The organism is Nonomuraea sp. NPDC003709 (genome assembly GCF_040610775.1).
GTDB classification, from domain to species: domain Bacteria; phylum Actinomycetota; class Actinomycetes; order Streptosporangiales; family Streptosporangiaceae; genus Nonomuraea; species Nonomuraea angiospora_A.
In genome coordinates this window covers 249,961-268,842 of the sequence record NZ_JBEXMW010000016.1, presented here as the reverse complement: position 1 = coordinate 268,842, position 18,882 = coordinate 249,961, and the positions used below count along the sequence as shown (strand labels likewise).

Annotated in this window: 12 protein-coding genes; 7 read left to right on the top strand and 5 right to left on the bottom strand. The window is 70.8% G+C overall.

Annotation, left to right across the window (positions count from 1 at the left end):
* Positions 1–45: 45 nt before the first annotated feature.
* From ABZX61_RS40340 to ABZX61_RS40310, 7 genes are all read left to right on the top strand, one after another.
* On the top strand, positions 46–1,038 hold the full coding sequence (locus tag ABZX61_RS40340; RefSeq protein ID WP_355201813.1) for a hypothetical protein: 993 nt from the start codon (positions 46–48) through the stop codon (positions 1,036–1,038).
* A gap of 172 nt (positions 1,039–1,210) precedes the next feature.
* A complete protein-coding gene (rpsT, locus tag ABZX61_RS40335) occupies positions 1,211–1,483 on the top strand; it encodes a 30S ribosomal protein S20 (protein WP_350724895.1) in 273 nt (90 codons plus the stop codon).
* 197 nt (positions 1,484–1,680) lie between these two features.
* On the top strand, positions 1,681–4,734 hold the full coding sequence (locus ABZX61_RS40330; protein ID WP_355201811.1) for an ABC transporter permease: 3,054 nt from the start codon (positions 1,681–1,683) through the stop codon (positions 4,732–4,734).
* Positions 4,731–7,295, top strand: a complete 2,565-nt coding sequence (locus ABZX61_RS40325) for an FtsX-like permease family protein (RefSeq protein ID WP_355201809.1) — start codon at positions 4,731–4,733, stop codon at positions 7,293–7,295. Before ABZX61_RS40330 ends, ABZX61_RS40325 begins: the two co-directional genes overlap by 4 nt.
* Positions 7,292–8,209, top strand: coding sequence for an ABC transporter ATP-binding protein (locus ABZX61_RS40320; protein ID WP_192791084.1), 918 nt, complete (start codon positions 7,292–7,294; stop codon positions 8,207–8,209). Before ABZX61_RS40325 ends, ABZX61_RS40320 begins: the two co-directional genes overlap by 4 nt.
* Complete coding sequence (locus ABZX61_RS40315) at positions 8,202–8,894, top strand: ABC transporter ATP-binding protein (RefSeq protein WP_350724889.1); 693 nt, start codon at positions 8,202–8,204, stop codon at positions 8,892–8,894. The genes ABZX61_RS40320 and ABZX61_RS40315 overlap by 8 nt, the downstream gene beginning before the upstream one ends.
* Before the next feature lie 87 nt (positions 8,895–8,981).
* Entirely contained in the window at positions 8,982–10,115 is a 1,134-nt protein-coding gene (locus tag ABZX61_RS40310; protein ID WP_355201808.1) for an epoxide hydrolase family protein, read from the top strand.
* Positions 10,116–10,132: 17 nt separating this feature from the next.
* On the opposite strand, the gene ABZX61_RS40305 is transcribed toward ABZX61_RS40310, so the two are convergent.
* From ABZX61_RS40305 to ABZX61_RS40285, 5 genes are all read right to left on the bottom strand, one after another.
* A complete protein-coding gene (locus ABZX61_RS40305) occupies positions 10,133–11,194 on the bottom strand; it encodes a zinc-dependent alcohol dehydrogenase family protein (protein WP_355201806.1) in 1,062 nt (353 codons plus the stop codon).
* A 468-nt stretch (positions 11,195–11,662) separates the two neighbouring features.
* Complete coding sequence (locus tag ABZX61_RS40300; protein WP_355201804.1) at positions 11,663–12,556, bottom strand: helix-turn-helix transcriptional regulator; 894 nt, start codon at positions 12,554–12,556, stop codon at positions 11,663–11,665.
* A gap of 836 nt (positions 12,557–13,392) precedes the next feature.
* Positions 13,393–14,364: a DNA polymerase III subunit delta gene (gene holA / locus ABZX61_RS40295; protein ID WP_355201802.1), complete on the bottom strand. Its 972-nt coding sequence runs from the start codon at positions 14,362–14,364 to the stop codon at positions 13,393–13,395.
* A gap of 278 nt (positions 14,365–14,642) precedes the next feature.
* Positions 14,643–17,051, bottom strand: a complete 2,409-nt coding sequence (locus ABZX61_RS40290; RefSeq protein WP_355201800.1) for a ComEC/Rec2 family competence protein — start codon at positions 17,049–17,051, stop codon at positions 14,643–14,645.
* An 847-nt stretch (positions 17,052–17,898) separates the two neighbouring features.
* A complete protein-coding gene (locus tag ABZX61_RS40285) occupies positions 17,899–18,312 on the bottom strand; it encodes a ComEA family DNA-binding protein (protein ID WP_350724881.1) in 414 nt (137 codons plus the stop codon).
* Positions 18,313–18,882 lie beyond the last annotated feature (570 nt).

Genomic DNA, 18,882 nt, shown 5'->3' with positions numbered 1-18,882 from the left:
TCGACAGGGTTGAGGTCAAGCAGTCTTTCATGGTGACATGCCCGGGTGACTGCCCGAACCGTCATCCGCCGCGGCCTGCGCCTGCTCACGCTTGCCTTGGCCATCCTGGTCGCGCTGGTCGGCCTCCTCGCCGCCGCGCTCCGCCTCCAGTTTACCGGTGCACCGGCGGCCTGGGCGAAGAGCACGGGCAATGACGCGCTCTGGCTGGGCCACGCGTGGGTGGACGGCCGCCGCACGGAGCGCGACGTCGAGCAGCTGGCGGTACGGCTGCGCGCCACGGGGATCAAGGACGTGTACGTCCACTCCGGCCCTTTCAACTGGGACGGCACCCTAAGCCCAGACAAATACCCCAACGCCGGAAATTTCGTGAAGTGGTTACGCGAGCGCCTCCCCGCGGTCCGCATCTCCGCCTGGCTCGGCCAGTCCGTCAAGAACGGCCTCGACCTCGACGACCCCAAGTCCCGCGAGAACGTCCTGTCCGGCGTCGCCGCCATCATGAAACAGGGCTACGACGGCATCCACTACAACTTCGAGCCGATCGGCGACGGCGACACCGAGTTCCTGGAGCTGCTGGAACGCACCCGCCGGCACACCGGCCTGCTGTCCACCTCCACCCCGCAGATCGAGCCGTACCCGGGCCTGCGCCTGACCGCCAGGGCCCTGCTGTCGCACGACAAGTACTGGTCCCAGGGCTACTTCAAGCAGGTCGTGGACCGCGTGGACCAGGTCGCCGTCATGACGTACGACTCCTTCACCCCCCTGCAGTCCCTCTACGGCGGCCACGTCGCCCGCCAGGCCGGGCTGGCCCTGGACCTGGTGCCCGCCGACAAGGCCCTCTACATCGGCGCCCCGGCCTACCACGACCATGGCGTGCCCTGGCTCGACAACGCCGAGAGCGTCGCCATGGCCGCCGAGGGCGCCCGGCTCGCGCTGTCGGAGTACGGCCGCCGCGAGCGCTTCGGCCTGGCCCTCTACGTGGACTTCGCCGCCACGGAGGAGGACTGGCACGAGTACGCCACACGGTGGATGATCGGCTAACGTAGGGTTCCCGCGCCGAGCGAGCGCCGAGCATCCGAAACGCCGATGCTCAAGTACGCGTTGATTTGAGAGCCGACCTGAGTTATTGGTATCCTGTTCAACTGCGTGTGGCGCGCCCTCTCTCGAGCCCGCGCGCCCCATCCATCACTCAGACTTTCACCGAGGCTTCTTCGTGGCGAACATCAAGTCCCAGATCAAGCGCAACAAGCAGAACGAGAAGGCTCGCCTGCGCAACAAGGCGGTCAAGTCCTCTCTGAAGACGGCCGTCCGCAAGTTCCGCGAGGCCGCCGAGCAGGGCGACACCGCGCAGGCCGCCGTGCTGCAGCGGGCCGCTGCCCGCCAGCTCGACAAGGCCGTCAGCAAGGGCGTCATCCACAAGAACCAGGCCGCCAACCGCAAGTCCGCGATCGCCAAGCAGGCCGCGGCGCTGGCCGCCGCCAAGTAGGTCGGCCGCCAGGCAGAACGCCTGGCACAGGAAACGCCGCACTCCCTCCGGGGGGTGCGGCGTTCTCGTTTTCGCACCCTTTTGTCACAGTTTCGATATCACACGCCCGTATCGGGTGCGTCACCGTTCCAAAGATCGCCTTGCCCCGCTGCCCGAACCTGCCCGAAGGTGCACTAAAACGGGGCGAAGGGGGACACATGCGGGGGCCGTTGGTCGTCAAACGTGCGCTCAGCGAGCCGCTGCTCCTCCTGGCCGCCTTCGGCTCGATCCTCCTGGCCACGACCACGCTGGTCGCGCTGACCATGTACGCCTCCTCCATCGCGGACGCCGGTGTCCGCAGGACGATGGAGACGGCCTCGTACCGCCAGACCGCGGCCACCGTCAGCGCCCCCGTGACGGCCGAGACGTTCCCGAAGTTCGACCGGTCGGTACGCGCCGAGTTCGCCAAGGCCTACGCACGCCCGCCCGCCGTCACCACCAGCTTCCGCTCCGACTCCTACGTCATGCCGGGCCAGGACGCCCAGGAGCGGCCCGAGCTGCTCAGGTTCGGCAGTTACGACGGGCTCGACCAGCACGCCAGGCTCGTCTCGGGCTCCTGGCCGCACGCCGGCGGGGACCGGGTGGAGGCCGCGATCTCGCTGTCGGCGGCCTCGGCGACCGGGCTGAAGGCGGGGCAGGAGTTCACCACGAAGGGCCGCCTCGACCCGCGGCCGGTCACGGTCCGCATCGTGGGCGTGTTCCAGCTCAACGACCCGTTCGGCGAGCGGTGGGCGGGTGAGCAGCTGCTCAGCCGGGGTGTGGAGCGCGGCGAGTTCACCACGTACGGGCCGCTGATGGTGCCGCGCGAGACGTTCGTCGCCCGCTTCGCCACCAGCGTGAACGCGACCTGGACCGCCGTACCCGACCTGCGCACGCTCACCCCCGCCCAGCTGCGCCCGCTGGCCGGAGCGATCGACCGGCTGGGCGAGCGGCTGAAGGCGGACGGCTGCGGCAGTTGCGTGGCCGCCAGCCGCCTGCCCGAGATCCTGACCCAGCTCGACACCGCGTCCCTGGTGGCGCGCTCCACGATGCTGATCCCGGTGCTGCAGCTGCTGTTGCTGGCCGCGTACGCGCTGATGCTCACCGCCCGCCTGCTCGCCGACCACCGCCGCATGGAGGTGGCGCTGCTGCGCTCGCGCGGCGCGGGCACGGTGCGGCTGGCCGCGCTGGCGGGCGGCGAGGCGCTGCTGGTGGCGGTGCCATGCGCGGTGGTCGCGCCGTTCCTGGGCCCGCCGCTGCTCGCGCTGGTCAACCTGCTCCCCTGGATCAGGGCCTCAGGGGTACGGCTGGCGCCCTCGGCCGATCTGGGCACGTTCCTCGTGTCGTTCGGCGTGGCCCTGGCCGCGGCCGTCCTGCTGGTGCTGCCGGCGCTGGCGGGCGCGCGGCGCACGTACGTGGAGGAGCAGGCGGCGCGCGGGCGCGGCGGCGGGCGCGGGCTGATCGAGCGGGCGGGCGCCGACCTGGCGCTGCTGGTCGTGGCCGGGCTGGCGATCTGGCAGCTCCAGCGCTACGGCGCGCCGGTGACCGCGACGGCCGCGGGCGGGCTCGGCATCGACCCGCTGATCATCTCCGGGCCGGCCCTGGCCCTGCTCACGGGCGGCATGCTGGGGCTGCGGCTGGTGCCGCGCGTCTCGAAGCTGGCCGAGCGGGTGACGTCCAGGCGGCCGGCGCTCGCCCCGGCGCTGGGGGCCTGGCAGGTGAGCAGGCGGCCGCTCAAGTACGCGGGCCCGGCGCTGCTGCTGACCATGGCCGTCGCGATCGGCATCGTGTCCATGGCCACCGCGTCCACCTGGCGGGCCTCGCAGGTCGACCAGGCCCGCCACCAGGCCGGGGCCGACCTGCGGCTGTCCGGTCCCCCTGACGGGCCGGAGCTGGGGGCGCTCGGGCGCGGGACGGCGTTCACCGCGCTGCCCGGGGTCACGGCGTACTCGCCGGGATTTCGCGGTCAGACCGAGGTGAGCGGCGAGAGCGCGCTGCTGCTCGGCCTGGACGCGGGCAAGCTCGGCGAGCTGTTCCACCTGCGTGCCGACCTGTCCGCGCAACCGGTCGGGGAGATGTCGCGGGCGCTCGTGGGAGGCCTGGCGGGCAAGCTGGACCTTCCCGGGCAGCCGTCGGCGCTCACGCTGCGGGCGGAGGCGGACGGCGAGCTGCCGCTGCGGTTGGTGCTCTCCGACGCGCTCGGCGTGTGGCGCGACGTGTCGCTCGGCGTGCTGCGCAAGGGTGAGAACCGGATCGACGTCGACCTCCGGGCGCTGGCCGGGCGTACCGGGAAGATCACGTACCCGCTGTCGCTGCGCGGCCTCGTCGCGGGCACCCCCCAGAGCCCCGTGAACCTGACCCTGACCGGCCTCAGCGCCGACGGCCGCGAGGTGGCGACGCCGCCGGTGTCCATGAAGGTGACGCGGCCCGCGGTCGCCGGCCTCGCGCCGCTGCCGAAGCCCGGACCGCTGCCGGTGGTGCTCACCGCCGACCTGGCCGCCTCGCTCAAGCTGGCCGTCGGCCAGGTCGGGCCGGCCAGCATCGACCGCAGGGTGCTCCAGGTGAAGGTGGTGGGCGTCGTGGACAGCATGCCGACCACCCCCGCGGGGCAGAAGGCCGTGCTCGCCGACTGGGGGACGCTGCAGACGTACGAGCTGGCCGCGGCACAGCTGCCCAGGCCCGCCACCGAATGGTGGCTCGCGGCCGGTGACACCGCGCCTGCGGTGAAGGCGCTCCAGACGCGGCCCGAATGGGACGTGACCGCGCTCGACCAGCGCAGGCTGGCGGCCGAGCTGCGGGACGACCCCCTGGCCAGCGGGTTGCAGGGGGCGCTGATGCTCGGGTTCGCGGCGGCGCTGGTCTTCGCGACGCTCGGTTTCCTGGTGAACGCGACCGTCGCGGCCCGGGAGCGCATGGGCGAGTTCGCGATCCTGCGGGCGCTCGGGGTGAGCTCCCGGCAGGTGTTCGGGGTGCTGGCGGTCGAGCAGGCGTTCGTCATCGGGCTGTCGCTCGTCGCGGGCACCGGGCTCGCCGTGGTCGTCGGCGCGCTGGTCGTGCCGCACATCGTCCTGACCGGGCAGGCCTCGGCCGTCACCCCCGGCGTGGTGCTCGACATCCCGTGGGCGGCCACCGCGGCGATGCTGGCGCTGGTGGCCGCGGTGCTGATCGCCATCGTGGCCGGGCTGGCCCGCCGCCTGCGCGGGCAAAACGGGCAACTCGTGGAGGAACGGTGAGGATCGCCCTGCTCGCCCGCGTGCACCTGGGCGCGATGGCCGTGCTCTTCGTGCTGGCGCTGAGCGCCTGCCTGCTGGTCGCGGGGCTGCCCAGGGCGATGCAGGCGTCGTTCGACGAGGCGCTGCGCCGTTCGCTGGTCGCCGCCCCCGCGGTGCAGGCCGACCTGACGGTGTCCGTGGAGTCGCGTTCGTCCGAGGAGGACCTGCACGAACGCGGCCAGTTCGACGCCCGCGACCGCCGCTGGCGCAAGATCCTGCCGCCGGCGCTGCGCCCGCTGGCGACCGGCGCGGGCCACATGAGCGCCAAGACCACCTTGACGCCCGTGACCGGGACCCGCGGCCATACCCACATGAACCTCGGCTGGCTCTCCGACGCGGACCGGCGCGTGGACTGGGTCCAGGGGCGGGCGCCCGGCAAGCCCTCGACCATGCGGTACGAGGGCGCGACGATCCCGGTCTTCGAGGTGGGGATCGTCGCGGAAGCCCTGCCCGAGCTGGGCTACAAGGTGGGCCAGACCAAGATGGTCGGCGAGAACGACTACGCCGCCCTGAAGATCGTCGGCGCCTTCAAGGCCAAGGACCCCCGTGACCGCTACTGGTCCCACAACGTCGACCTCCTGCAGGTCATCAAGGCGCAGACGCCGGGCAGCGACGAGCTCGAGAAGCACGTCACGACGCTGATCCCCGACGAGGGGCTGGCCGCGCTCAGCGGCGAGGGGCGCAACCTGTCCTACCACTGGGTCCTGCCGATCGACGCCCGTGGCGCGAGCGCGCTGGCCGCGCCCGACCTCCAGGCGGCGGTCGCCGAGTTCGGGCGGGTGGCCGCGCTCCAGTCGACGGCCAGCCCGTACCACCTGGACACCGGGCTTTCCAAGCTGCTCGGCGACTTCCTCGCCGAGGTGGCCACCGCGCAGACCGTGATGTACCTGGTGCTCGGCGGGCTGCTGGCGGTGGCGCTCGGCGTGATCGCGCTGGTCGTGCTGCTGCTGGGCAACCGGCTCGATCACACGCTGTCCCTGGCGCGGGCGCGGGGCGGGTCGCTGCGGCAGGTGGCCGGGACGGGAGCGCTGCTGACCGGCGTCGCGGTGCTGCCCGCCGCGCTGGCCGGGTACGGGCTGTCGTTCCTGGTGCCCGGGCCCGCGCTGCCCATCGTGCACCTGGGGCCCTTGGTCGTGGTCGTGGCGGCCGTCGGGTTCGCCGGGGCGCGGCTGGCCCTGGCCCATCGGACGCCGCTGCACGAGCGCCGCGACGACGTGTCCGCCGGCCGGCCCTCCGCCCGGCGGGTCACGCTGGAGGTGCTGGTCGTGGTGCTCGCGCTGGTCGGTGCGTACCTGCTGCGGGCCCGTGGCGCCTCGCAGGATCCGTTCCTGCTCCTGGTACCCGTCGGCCTGACGCTGGCGGCGGCGTTGATCACCTTGCGCTGCTATCCGTACCCCTTGCGGCTGTTCGTACGGCTGGCCGCGCGCGGGCGGGCGGCCGTGCCGTTCCTGGGGCTGACCAGGGCGGCCAGGGCGCGCTCCGCCGGCGTGCTGCCCGTGCTGATCCTGCTGCCCGCGCTGGGCGTGTCGGTGTTCGCCGCAGTGATCTCCGGCGGGATCGCGGACACGCAGCGGCTGGCGTCCTGGCAGCAGGTGGGCGCGCCGATCAAGGTGACGTCGGACTTCGAGATCCCCGCCGCCTCGATCGACCGCGTGCGGGCGACGCCCGGCGTCGAGCAGGTGCTGATCGCGCAGACCGGGCGGGTGCAGGTCGGGTACGGCGCGGAGCGGGCCGAGGCGCTCGCCGTGGACGTGGCGCAGTGGCGCCGGATCCTGGACGGCGCCCCGATCAGCGTGCCCCCGCTGTCCGACGGCGCGCTCGTCTCCCCGGAGCTGCGGGGACGGGGGACGTTCGAGATCGGGTGGCAGTCGCGGGTGAAGCTCGCCACGCGGGGCGTGGTCGAGTCGGTGCCCAGTTTCTTCACCCACGGGAAGTTCATGGTGGTGCCGCTGGGCGTGCTGACCCGGCCCGCCCCGAACACCCTGCTGATCAAGGGCGACGTCTCCCCTGACGTGCTGGCGCGGCTGGTCCCGTCCGCGACCGTGGAGTCGCAGGAGGGGGCGCTGAGCGCCATCCAGGACGACCCGCTCACCAGCACCGTGCGCTGGACGCTGGTCGTGGTGACGGTGGCGCTCGGCTCGTACGCGCTCGTCGCCGTCGTGCTGGCGCTCGTCATCGGCGCCGCCGAGCGCGCCAGCGCGGTGTCGTTCCTGCGCACGCTCGGACTGTCGGACCGGCAGGCGCAGCGGCTGACCGTGCTGGAGATCCTGCCCATGATCCTCATCACCGCCCTGGTCGGGCTCGGCCTGGGCCTCGGTCTGCCGTACGCGCTCGGGGCCGGCGTGGATCTGTCGTCGTACGCCGGCGACCTGCCGGTCGGCGACTACTCGCTCGACCTGTTCGTTCCTGTGCTGCTGGCGGGCGGGCTCACCGCCGTCGCCGTGCTCGGCGCGTACGCGCACACCGCCATCAGCCGCCGCCGCAACCTCGGCGCCGTCCTTCGAGTGGGGGATCTCTCATGAACCCGACCCTGTCCGAGCTGGAAGCCAGGGCCACGCGGGAGAAGGCCGCGTTCGGCGGCGACGCGCACATCGTGTGCGACAACCTCGTACGCATCTACAAGACCGAGGGCGTGGAGGTCGTCGCGCTGCAGGGGCTCGACCTGGTGATCGACAAGGGCGAGCTGGTGGCCATCGTGGGCGCCTCGGGGTCGGGCAAGTCGACCCTGCTCAACGTGCTGTCCGGGCTGGACGTGCCGACGGCCGGGGTGGCCAGGGTGGCGGGGATGGACCTGCTGTCGATGAACGCCCGCGACCGGCTGCGGTACCGGCGGTCGGTGGTCGGCTTCATCTGGCAGCAGACCGCGCGGAACCTGCTGCCGTACCTCTCCGCCAGGGAGAACGTCGAGCTGCCGATGAAGCTGGCCGGTCGCCGCGGGGGTCGCGCGCTGGAGCTGCTGGAGTTGCTGGGCGTCGGGTACTGCGCAGACCGCAAGATTCCCGAAATGTCGGGCGGCGAGCAGCAGCGAGTCGCCATCGCCGTCGCGCTCGCCAACTCCCCACAGCTCATCCTCGCCGACGAACCCACCGGCGAGCTGGACAGCGAGACGTCGGAGCAGGTGTTCGACGCGCTGCGCAAGGCCAACAGGGAGCTGGGGGTGACCGTGGTCGTCGTGACGCACGACCCGCTGGTGTCGGAGCAGGTGGACCGTACAGTGGGCATTCGCGACGGGCGTACCAGCAGCGAGACGCTGCGGCGCGAGGGCGCCGAGGGGCAGATCGTCGCCGAGGAGTACGCCGTGCTGGACCGGGTCGGGCGGCTGCAACTGCCGCGCGACTTCATGAACGCGCTCGAGATGGAGCGGCGGGTGCGCCTCGAGCTCGAATCCGACCACATCGGCGTGTGGCCCGCCCGGGAGGAGCCCTCTGATGACTGACTCGCCCCTGGTCGTGGTGGAAGGGCTGCGCAAGGTCTACCGGACCGGGCCCAAGGAGGTCGTGGCGCTGCGGGAGGTGTCGTTCTCGGTGTTCCCGGGCGAGCTCGTCGCGGTCCGCGGGCGGTCGGGGTCCGGGAAGACGACCCTGCTCAACCAGATCGGCGGCCTGGACAAACCGGACGCCGGACGGGTGGTTGTCGCCGGGCACGAGGTCACCGCCATGTCCGAGGACGACCTGCTAGCCCTGCGCCGCGACGTGGTGGGATTCGTGTTCCAGTCGTTCGGGCTGATCCCGGTGCTGTCCGCGGCGGAGAACGTGGGGGTGCCGATGCGGCTGCTCCGGACACCGACGGAGGAGCGCGAGGCCCGCGTACGTCTTCTGCTGGCGTTGGTGGGGTTGGAGCAGCACGCCAACCAGCGGCCGTACGAGCTGTCCGGGGGGCAGCGGCAGCGGGTGGCCATCGCCAGGTCCCTGGCGAACCGGCCCCGGCTGCTGGTTGCCGACGAGCCCACGGGACAGCTGGACTCGCAGACCGGGCGGCAGATCATGGAGCTGCTGCGGGCAGTCGTACGGAGTGAGGGGGTCACGGCCCTGGTCGCCACCCACGACCCCAGCTTGATCACGCTGGCCGACCGGGTCCTGGAGATCAACGACGGCATCATCCACGAACCCGCCCTCACCTGACTCACTCCCCTGAGCCGATAATCCGGTTGGTCCGGATCGCCGACCGGTGGTAGACCGGTGGGACATTTCAGCTGATCGGAGATATGCGTGACTCTTTCGCCGTTCCGCATCGAGGTACCCGGCGACGTGCTGGACGACCTGCGGGCTCGCTTGCGTGCGACCAGATTCACCGGTCGCAGCGGGGCGCAGCCGTGGCAGGGCGGGGCCGATCCCACGTATCTGCGGGAACTGGTGACGTACTGGGCGGAGGACTTCGACTACCGCGCCCGGGAGGCCGAGCTCAACGCGCTGCCGCACCACCGCGAAGGGGGCCTGCATTTCGTCCGGATCGCCGGAGTCGGTCCCGCGCCCATGCCCATCCTCCTCTGCCACGGATGGCCGAGCAGCTTCCTGGAGATGCTCCCTCTGGCGGCCCGCCTCGCCGATCCCGCCCGCCACGGCGGCGACCCGGCCGACGCGTTCGACGTCGTCATCCCGTCCATGCCGGGCTTTCTCTACTCCGAGCTGCCGCCGGAGCCGCTCACGCGGGCCGCGATGGCGCGAATGCTGCACACGCTGATGACCGACACCCTGGGGTACGACCGGTACGCCGCCTTCGGCGGCGACATCGGCGGGGGGGCCACCCAATGGCTGGCCGCGCTTTACCCGGAGAAGGTGATCGGCATCCATCTGATCCATCCCCCGTTCCCCACGTCGTTCGACGACCCGCCGATGTCGGCGGAGGAGCAGGCGTTCGTGGCGGCCGAGGAGGCGTACGACGAGCTCGACGGCGGCTACAGCGCCATCATGGGAACCCGGCCCGACACCATCGCAGCCGCCCTGATGGACTCACCCGCCGGACTCGCCGCCTGGATAGTCGACAAATACCGGGATTGGAGCGACTGCCACGGCGACCTGGAGTCCCGCTTCGACCGCGACACCCTGCTCACGATCCTGACGCTGTACTGGGCAACCGGCTCGATCGGCACGTCGTTCAGGCAGTACTACGACTGGGCCCACAACACCCCCCGCCCGCCCATCACGGTGCCGACAGCCATCACCCTCAGCCACGAACCGGTCATGTCCGGCATCCCCCGCTCGATCGCCGAACGCGCCTGCACCGACCTGCGCCACTGGAGCGAACCCGGCCGCGGCGGCCATTTCCTGGCTCTGGAGGAGCCTGCGCTGATGCAGGAGGAGCTCACAACGTTCTTCCGCCCTCTCCGCCCAGCCGCGAAGTAGTCAGGTCGAGCGCGGCTCTACGGGTGGAGAAGCACCTTGATCGCGCGGCGTTCGTCCATCGCGGCGTAGGCGGCGGTGATGTCGGACAGGGGCATCTCCGCGTCGAACACGCGTCCCGGCTGGATGGTGCCGTCCAGGACGTCGGGCAGGAGCTCGTCGAGGTAGCTGCGAACGGGCGCGACGCCGCCGCGCACGCCGACGTTGGAGCTGAACATCGTGCCGACCTCCAGGGGGCCGCCGTAGGGCACGCCGACGAAGCCGACTTGACCGCCGGGCCGCGCCGAGCGCAGTGCCTGGTCCATCGACTCCTTCGTGCCGACGCACTCGAGAACGGCGTCCGGACCGATTCCGTCGAACATCTCCTTGAGTTCGGCGATACCCGCGTCGCCACGCTCGGGGACGATGTCGGTCGCGCCGAATTGGCGTGCGAGTTCCTGCCGGTCAGTGTGGCGTGACATGGCGACGATGCGCGATGCCCCGAGGCGTTTGGCCGCGATGACGGCGCAGAGTCCGACCGCGCCGTCGCCGACCACGGCGACGGTTGAGCCCTCGCTCACGCCGCCAGAGACGGCGGCGTGGTGGCCGGTGGGCATGACGTCGGACAGCGTCAGCAGGCCCGGGATGATCGAGAGGTCGGGCCGTCCGGGGACGACGACGAGCGTGCCGTCGGCGAGTGGGACGCGTACGCGCTCGCCCTGGCCGGCGTCCGCGGAGCCCCCGGTCCGGGGGTCGCTGCCCCAGAACCCGCCGTGGAGGCAGTGGACGCTCCAGCCGTTACGGCAGTTGATGCAGGTGTTGTCGCAGATGTGGAACGGCGCGATCACGAAGTCGCCGGTCCGAACATTCTCGACGTTCGCGCCGACCTCCTCGACCACGCCGACGAACTCATGTCCGATGCGCCGGGGCGCCTCGACCTTGTCGATACCGCGGTAGGGCCACAGGTCTGAGCCACAGACGCAGGAGGCGACGACGCGGACGATCGCATCCAGCCCGCCGCCCGGTCCGTCGGTCGCCAGGACCGGGTCGGGGACGTGCTCCAGACGAACGTCTCGGTCGCCGTGAATGATTGCGGCCTGCATATTTCCCCTTTAATAGTCATGCGGGTCATTTCCGCGTTGTCCACGCTAGGGGCGGGTTCGCGGCGGTGGGAGTCACTGTCAGTGACCCCCAAGCGCGTCACACCGGCGAGCGGCAAGACCCAGCGCCAGACGACGCAGGACCGAACTGCAGGACCGAACTGCAGGACCGAACAACGCAGGACCGAACAACGCAGGACCGAACAACGCAGGACCGAACAACGCAGGACCGAACGCGTGGCGGATCATCGCAGCTGCGGCCTCGTCCTCCTGAGACCGGCCGTCCCCGCGCCGGACCACCGGTCCCGGTAGACGTCATCGCTGTACTCAGGTCAGGCGGCCGTCCCCGCGCGCCGGGGCTGCCGGTAGCGATCTCGCGGTAGCGGTAGGCGTACGACGGCCCGCGACGCGCGCCTGTCGCGCAGACCGTGGCGGCCCGGAACCTGGCCTCCTCGGTCCCAGAGCTCCTGCTTACGCGCTACGGGCCGCACGCCACCGCGCGTGCTGGTCGTTCGCGTCATCATGCGCCCAGAGCGCCAGCAGTTTCAGCGAATCGTAGGCGGCCGTGCCGGGCTCGGGGTTGAAGACCAGGATCGACAGGTCCGGGTCGGCAGCCAGATAGAGGCTCTCGTACGGCAGGTCCATACGGCCGACGACCGGGTGGTCGACCGGCTTGATCCCACTCGAGTGGCGATGCACGTTCTGGGACGCCCATCGGGTGGCGAACTCGTCATTGTCGAGCAGGTCCTCGATGAGATCGGCGAGGTCGTGATCGTGCGGCTGCACGCCGAGCTCCGCGCGCAGGATCGCGGCGATGTTGTCAGCGACAGAACTCCAGTCGACCCACAGCGCACGGGCCGCCGCCTCGTTCCGGAAGTGGAACCAGGCGGCGTTCACCGGGTCGCGGGTACCGTCGTACATCGGCGCGTACAGGGCCCGGCCCACCAGATTGGCCGCGACGATGTCCAGGCGCTTGTTCAGCGCGAACGCCGGCACGTCACCGAGCGCGTCCAGCAGGTACTGCACCTGCGGCCGCACGTGCCGCACGATCCGCACAGGTGCGCCGCCCTCGCTCGAAGCCAGAAACAGCCGGCCAAGGTGCTCACGCTCGACGTCGTCGAGACGCAGCACCCGCGCGACGGCATTGATGACCGACGGCGACGCGCCCGCCGCGTCGCCACGCTCCAGGCGCGTGTAGTACTCAACGCTGATGCCCGCCAGCAGAGCAACCTCCTCCCGGCGCAGCCCCTTCACCCTGCGCCGCAGGTCGCGCCCGGGGACGCCGACGTCGCCGGGACTCACGCGGGCGCGACGAGTCACCAGGAAATCGCGGATCCGAGCGCGAATCTCTCTGTTGTCAGCCATACCTCCAGGTTATGAGCCTGAGCCTGGCCCGAGGACTCCCTTCTCAGTGCCCCTCACCGCCGCGAGATCCATGCCCCATTGACCCCGGACCCGCGTCCCGACAACGCCTGACCAAACAACACGGCCCGCCCCAGCCACCCAAGGCATCCAGCTGCCTATCCTCGCCCCCGGCACCCGGCCGCCTACCCTCACCACCAGCCACCCAGCCGCCTATCCTCACCACCAGCCACCCCCGCGAGCCCGGCAGCCCCGGCACCCGGTACTCGCCGCGCGAGCCCAGCGGCCCAGGACCGGGGCCTGGGCCGGGGCCGGGGCCGGAACCCTGCACCTCCGCCAGCCCAGCGGCCCGGCACCCAGCACCCAGCACCCAGCACCATCGCCTGGCCCAGCCCGCCTTCACCACCCCCAGCGGCCCAGGGCCGGGGCCCAGGGCCGGGGCCCGGGACCCTGCACCCGCGCCAGCCCAGCGACGCGGAACCCTGCACCCGGCCCGCTACCGCCTGACCCAGCCCGCCTTCACCACTCCCCAGCGGTTCCGTGACGCGTGGGCCGACCCCTCATCGCCTGACACTCGCCCACGCTTTTGCCATCGGCCCGATTATCGTTCGACGTGCCCTGCGAACGTCCGCTTCCGCACCTCAGCCCACGCTCAGCCGACGACCTACGCTGCCTCCGTACACGCGCTGCCGACCACACGCCCGACCAGCCCATTCACCGCACCACCCCATACGCCGAGCCGACGCCCAAGCCCGAGCTCGATGGCCCGGTACAGCCAGTCCGTATGGACCTCCCCGGCCTGGCACCTACCGGGACCAGGGTGGGGCATCGACCGCCGACTACCGCCCCGTGCGGCTGGCCACGATCACCTGCACCGCGTGCTCCAACGCGTACGCCGGGTCCGCTCCCCCACCCTTGACCTGCTCATCCGCACCCGCCACAGCCTGGATCGCTCTGGACAGCCCTTCAGGCCCCCACCCGTTCAGCTGCCGCTTCACCCGATCGACCTTCCACGGCGGCATACCGACATGGCTGGCCAACTGCCCGCCTCGGAGGTTGCGCGGTGCACTCCCGACCTTGGCCAGCGACCGCAGGCCCCCAGCCAGCGCACTCACCAGCAGTACGGGCGCGACCCCGGTGCCGAGAGCCCACCGCAGTTGCTCCAGCGCGTCGGCCAATCGCCCCTCGACAGCGGAGTCGGCCACGTTGAACCCGGTGACCTCGGCCCGGCCCTTGTGGTAGCGAGCCACGGCGGCCGCGCTGATCGTCTTGTCCTCCGTGTCGAACACCAGCTGGCTGCACGCCGCCGCCAGCTCCCGCAGGTCGTTGCCCACGGCGTCGAGCAACGCCTGGGCCGCATCCCCGGAGATGCCCCGCCCGCCCCGCTTGAACTCCCCCTTGATGAAGTCCAGCCGCTCCCCCGCCTTGGTGACCTTGTTGACCGTGACCACCGTGGCCCCGGCCTTCTTCACCCCGTCGACCAGCGCCTTCCCCTTCACCCCGCCCGGGTGCGACAGGACGAGCACGGTGTCGTCGGAGGGCTGCTTGGCATAGGTGACGACCTCGGTGATGACGTCCTTGGAAAGATCCTGAGCCGACCGGATCACCACCACGGAACGATCGCCGAAGAGCGACGGAGAGGTCAGCTGCGTCAAGTCACCGACCGCGATCTTCCCGCCCATGAGGTCTTGCACCTCGGCTTGCGGGTCGCCGGCCCGCGCCGCCGCGACGACACTGCTCACCGCCCGCTCGGCCAGCAGCTCCTCATCACCGAGGACCAGGGTCACAGGTGCTGGATCGGTTCCCGCCATGTCAGGCAGCATGCCATGCGTCACCGACAACCCGGTACTCGGAGCACACCCCGTACACGCCGCCGTGCCCTGACGCCCTTCGCAACTCCGGCCCGCACCGCAACCCTCAGATCCGATCCCCACAGGCTCGTCCCCGCCACGGGTGCCACGAGCTTGGGGCACGGGCTGAGGGGCACGGGCTGCGGGGCCACTGGCTGGGGGCCACGGGATGGGGAGCCACGGGTGCCGGGCCACGGGCCACGGGGACTACGGGCCGCGGGGACTACGGGCTGCGGGGACTATGGGCCGCGGGGAACCACTGCCATCCGCCCCTCCCGCTCCACGATGGCAAGGTCGCCGGACTGGTCGGTCCGGTAGACGCTGGCTCCCAGCCGACGCAGGATGGCAAGCGTGGACAAGGCGGGATGGCCGTAGTCGTTGTCGGCGCCCACGCTGATCAAGGCCGCCCGTGCGCCGACAGCCGACAAGAAGGCCGGGGATTGCCGGTTGGACCCATGGTGCGGGGTCTTGAGGATGTCGGCCCGTACCGCCGTCCGGCGCAACAGCTCATCCTGCGCCTCCGTCTCCAGATCACCGCTGAGCAGAACGGATCCGGACCGCCAGCGTACGTGGACGACCACGCTGGAGTTGTTGATCGCGCTACCCTCCCCCTGCCCGCTCATCTCGCCCAAGGTGGGATCAGGACCCAGCACGGTCAGCTCTGACGGGCCGAAGCGCCACCGGGTTCCGGGTGAGGCCGTCCATTCCGGTATCCCACGGCGTGCCAGCGCGGCCGAGAGATGCGCGATGGCTCGCGCGTTCGTGGGCTGCGGGCTGACGACCACGGCGCCGACGCGCCGGTCGCGGAGTACGCCGGGGAGGCCGTTCACATGGTCGGCGTGCGGATGGGTGAGGATCAGGAGGGGTACGTCGTCGACGCCGATCCTGCGCAGGCACCGATCCATGACGGTCGGATCAGGCCCGGTGTCGACCACGATCCCTCTTCCCGGTCCCGCCGCCACGACGAGCCCGTCCCCCTGCCCAACGTCACACATCACCATCAACCACCCCTTGGGCGGCCAGGAGCCGACGATGGGCCGGATCACCAGTACGGCGGCCAAGACCGCCCCGGCCACGGTCACCGCCACAGCTCTCCACGCCCTGCGCCGCAGGATCGGCACGGCGATCGCCACCGCGAGCAGCAGTAACCCCAATCCCGGGAGCCCGCCTGGCCACGGCACGGTGGCGAAAGGCAGGTTCACTGCCCAGCGGGCGACGATGATGATCCATCCGACTGCATAACCGGCCGGGACGACGAGAAGCTCCGCGCCGCCGGACCATACGGGCGCCACCAGGGCGGCGCCGAAACCGAGCAACGTCGCAGGAGCCACCGCCGGGGCGACGAGCAGGTTGGCGATCACGGCGACGGGCGTCAACTGCCCCGACATCAGCACCAGAATGGGCGTCACCGCCACCTGCGCGGCCACCGGCACGACAACCGCCTCAGCTATCCAGCGCGGCCACCGATACGGCACCCTGAAGCCGCCCCCCGGCGTCGACGGCAGAGCCCGCTCCGACTCGAGATCAGGATTCGGGCGCAGGCTGTGATCAGGCTGCACGCCGAGGTCAGGGCGCAGGCTTCGGTCGGAGCACAGGCTGTGGTCCCGATGCAGGTCGGGGTCAGGGCCAGGGCCCACGATTCGGTCTGGGTGCAGACTTCCATCCGCATGCAGGCTGTGGTCCGGATGCAGGCTGTGGTTCGGGCGGGGGGCGTGTTGTCGCCGCAGACCTGGCTCATCCTGTGGGTCACGATCAGGGTGCTTGGTGTGTCTTGTGTTGTTCTGATCGTCGGTGTCGTCCTCGGTTTTTGGGGGTGACAGGCGGTCGCGCCAGCGTGGGGCGAGGATGAGGATTCCGGCCGTGGCTGCTGCCGAGAGGGCGAAGCCGTACGAACGGGCTAGTTCTGGGGCGAACAGCACCAGGAGGAGGACCGTTGCCGACAGGGCCGCGAGGCCGTCCTTTGCTCGGCCTGTGCCCAGTGCAATGGCGGCGGCGAGGCCCATCAGGAGGGCGCGTAGAACGCTTGGCGAGGGGCGGGCGACCACGGCGAACGCGAGCATCGCGATGGCAGCGAAGACAGCTCTCACCGGGAGGGAGAGCCCGATGAGGCGGGAGAGGGCGAGGGCGGCGCCTGCCACGATTGCGAGGTTTGCTCCGCTCACGGCGTTCAAGTGGCTCAGGCCGGCCTCCTTGAGGTCGGACGACACTTGGGGATCCATGCGTGAGACGTCGCCGACGACCAAACCCGGCAGGAGGCCTTGCTGGTCGGCGGGGAGGATGGCGGCGGCCGCCCGTAGGCCCGATCTGAGGCTGCCCGCGGCTGTTTGGAGCATGGACGGGGGTGTCAGGACTCGTGGCGGACCTTGCACCAGGAGGATGGCTGCTACGAGGTCGCCTGGGGTTGGCTTGGCCAGGCGGCCGGTCACTTCCACGTGCTGGCTGGGGAGCAGTGCGCTCCAGTCGTGTCCGTTGGCGAAGACGGTGATGGGGACGTTGACGGCCTGGCGGTTGTCGGGTGTTTGGATGATCTCCAGGGTGGCCGGGGTTACGTAGCTCTCTTGGTTGAAGTGACCGCTTCTGCTTTGTCTGCGCTTGGGGTCGTCCGTTAGGGCGATCTGGGCCTTGATAGAGGTGTTCTTCTTGGCCAAGTCGGCTGTTGGGCCGGTGGTCAGGGCGTGGACCCTGAGGGCGATCGACGCTGAGGCAGCAGCCGCGCAGATGAGGGTGGCAATGGTGATGTTGCGCCAGGGGGTGGGGTGAGGTGGTCGCCGTGCATCTCGTTGGGGGTGCGGGCTCCGATGCTGGTCGGTCTGGTCGGAAGGGAGACAGGGTTCTCGCCACGTCCGCAGGGGCGGGGAGGGTGGATCCCATGCAGGGTGGTCGGTGTTGGTGGGTGGCTGTGAACGTCCAACCGTGGACCACGGATGCCGATTCGTCAGCTTGGCGAGCTTGCTGGCCAGACTCGTCAGCAAGATCGGGGAGTGGGTGGGCCAGGGCCAGGTGCGGCTGGCGAGGTGCTGGGCGGCCAAATCCTCGCACCGGGTGGCTGGATCCCTGTGTTGGGTGGTCCGGGTGGTGGGTGCTTGCTGGGATGGGAGGCGTGTGCGCCGCAGTATGGGTCGGGCGGGCCAGGCTACGGCTGCGGCGGTCAGGGCTGTGGACAGGGTGACGATCAGGGCTGTGCGGGCGGAGCAGCCGAGTAGGACCAAGGCACTTACCCAGGCGGCCAGTGCGGGGAGGATGAGGGGCCAGGTGTGTTCACGCTGGGCAGTGTCGGGATCGGGGTGAGTGGCTCCGGTGTTCGTGCTGGCTCCGTCCGAAGACCGGGCGCTGTCGGCAGGCCGGGCGTTGTCGGCAGGCCGGGCGTTGTCGGCAGGCCGGGCGTTGTCGGCAGGCCGGGCGTTGTCGGCAGGCCGGGCGTTGTCGAGTGGAGAGTTGGTGTTGTCTCGGCTTGGGGGTGTTGGGCGGGTGTCGTCGGTACGCGGGGTGGCCATGTCAGACGCGGACCTTTGGCTTGAGTTCGTCGTACTTTCGTGGGCCTATGCCGGTCACCTCGCGTAGTTGTTCGACGGTGGTGAAGCCGCCGTGAGTGTCTCGGAACTGGGCTATGCGGGCTGCCAGGACTTCGCCCACTCCCGGGAGTTGTTCGAGTTGGTCGGTTGTGGCGGAGTTGAGGTCGAGCACGGTGGTGGCCGGGTCTGTGATGGGTGAGGCTTGGGTTGCCTGGCCGGCGGGGGTGCCTACGACTATCTGTTCGCCGTCGATCAGGCGTCTGGCGAGGTTGAGTGCGCCTGTGGAGGCGCCGCGGGACACTCCTCCGGCTGCTGCCACCGCGTCCGTGACTCGGGCGCCTGTGGGGAGTAGGTAGACGCCCGGTTTGCGGATCTTGCCGGTGACGTGGACGGTCACCTTGGCAACGGCGGTCGGGGACGGCGACCTCGGTGGGTGGGAGATCGGGGTGGGAGGCGGCAATGGCTCCGGTGAAGGCTGGGAGCGCCAGAGGAAGAACGCTGCTACGGCTGCGGCGAGGGCTCCCAAGGCCAGCAGGACTCGGAGGCCGGGCTTGCCTGGGTCGAGGGCTGGGGCCTGGGAGGTGAGGGCTGCGCGGAATGCCTGGAAGGTGGGTGGTACGGGGGCGGGCCCGCGCTTTTGGTCGGGTGGTGGTGATGCGTTTGATCGTTGGTTGGGGATTTGGTGGGATACGCGTGAGGTGACGGCATCATCATGGTCGTGTCCCTCTGGAGGCGTTCTTGAGGGAGTGTCGTTCCAGCGGCTTTCCTCGCCCTCGCCTGATGCTGCGGGTGCAGGGTCCTCCCAGCGGCTTCCCTGGCGCAGGGTGGTGAGGGCGGCATCGTCCCAAACTTCTCCCTCACGGGGCTCGGTTGAAGGCTGTCCGGGTTGGTGTGCTGAGGCGTGGTTCCGCGCCTGGGCCCCGGCCGTTGGCTCGGCCATGGCGCCAGTGAGCCGACCGAGAGAGCG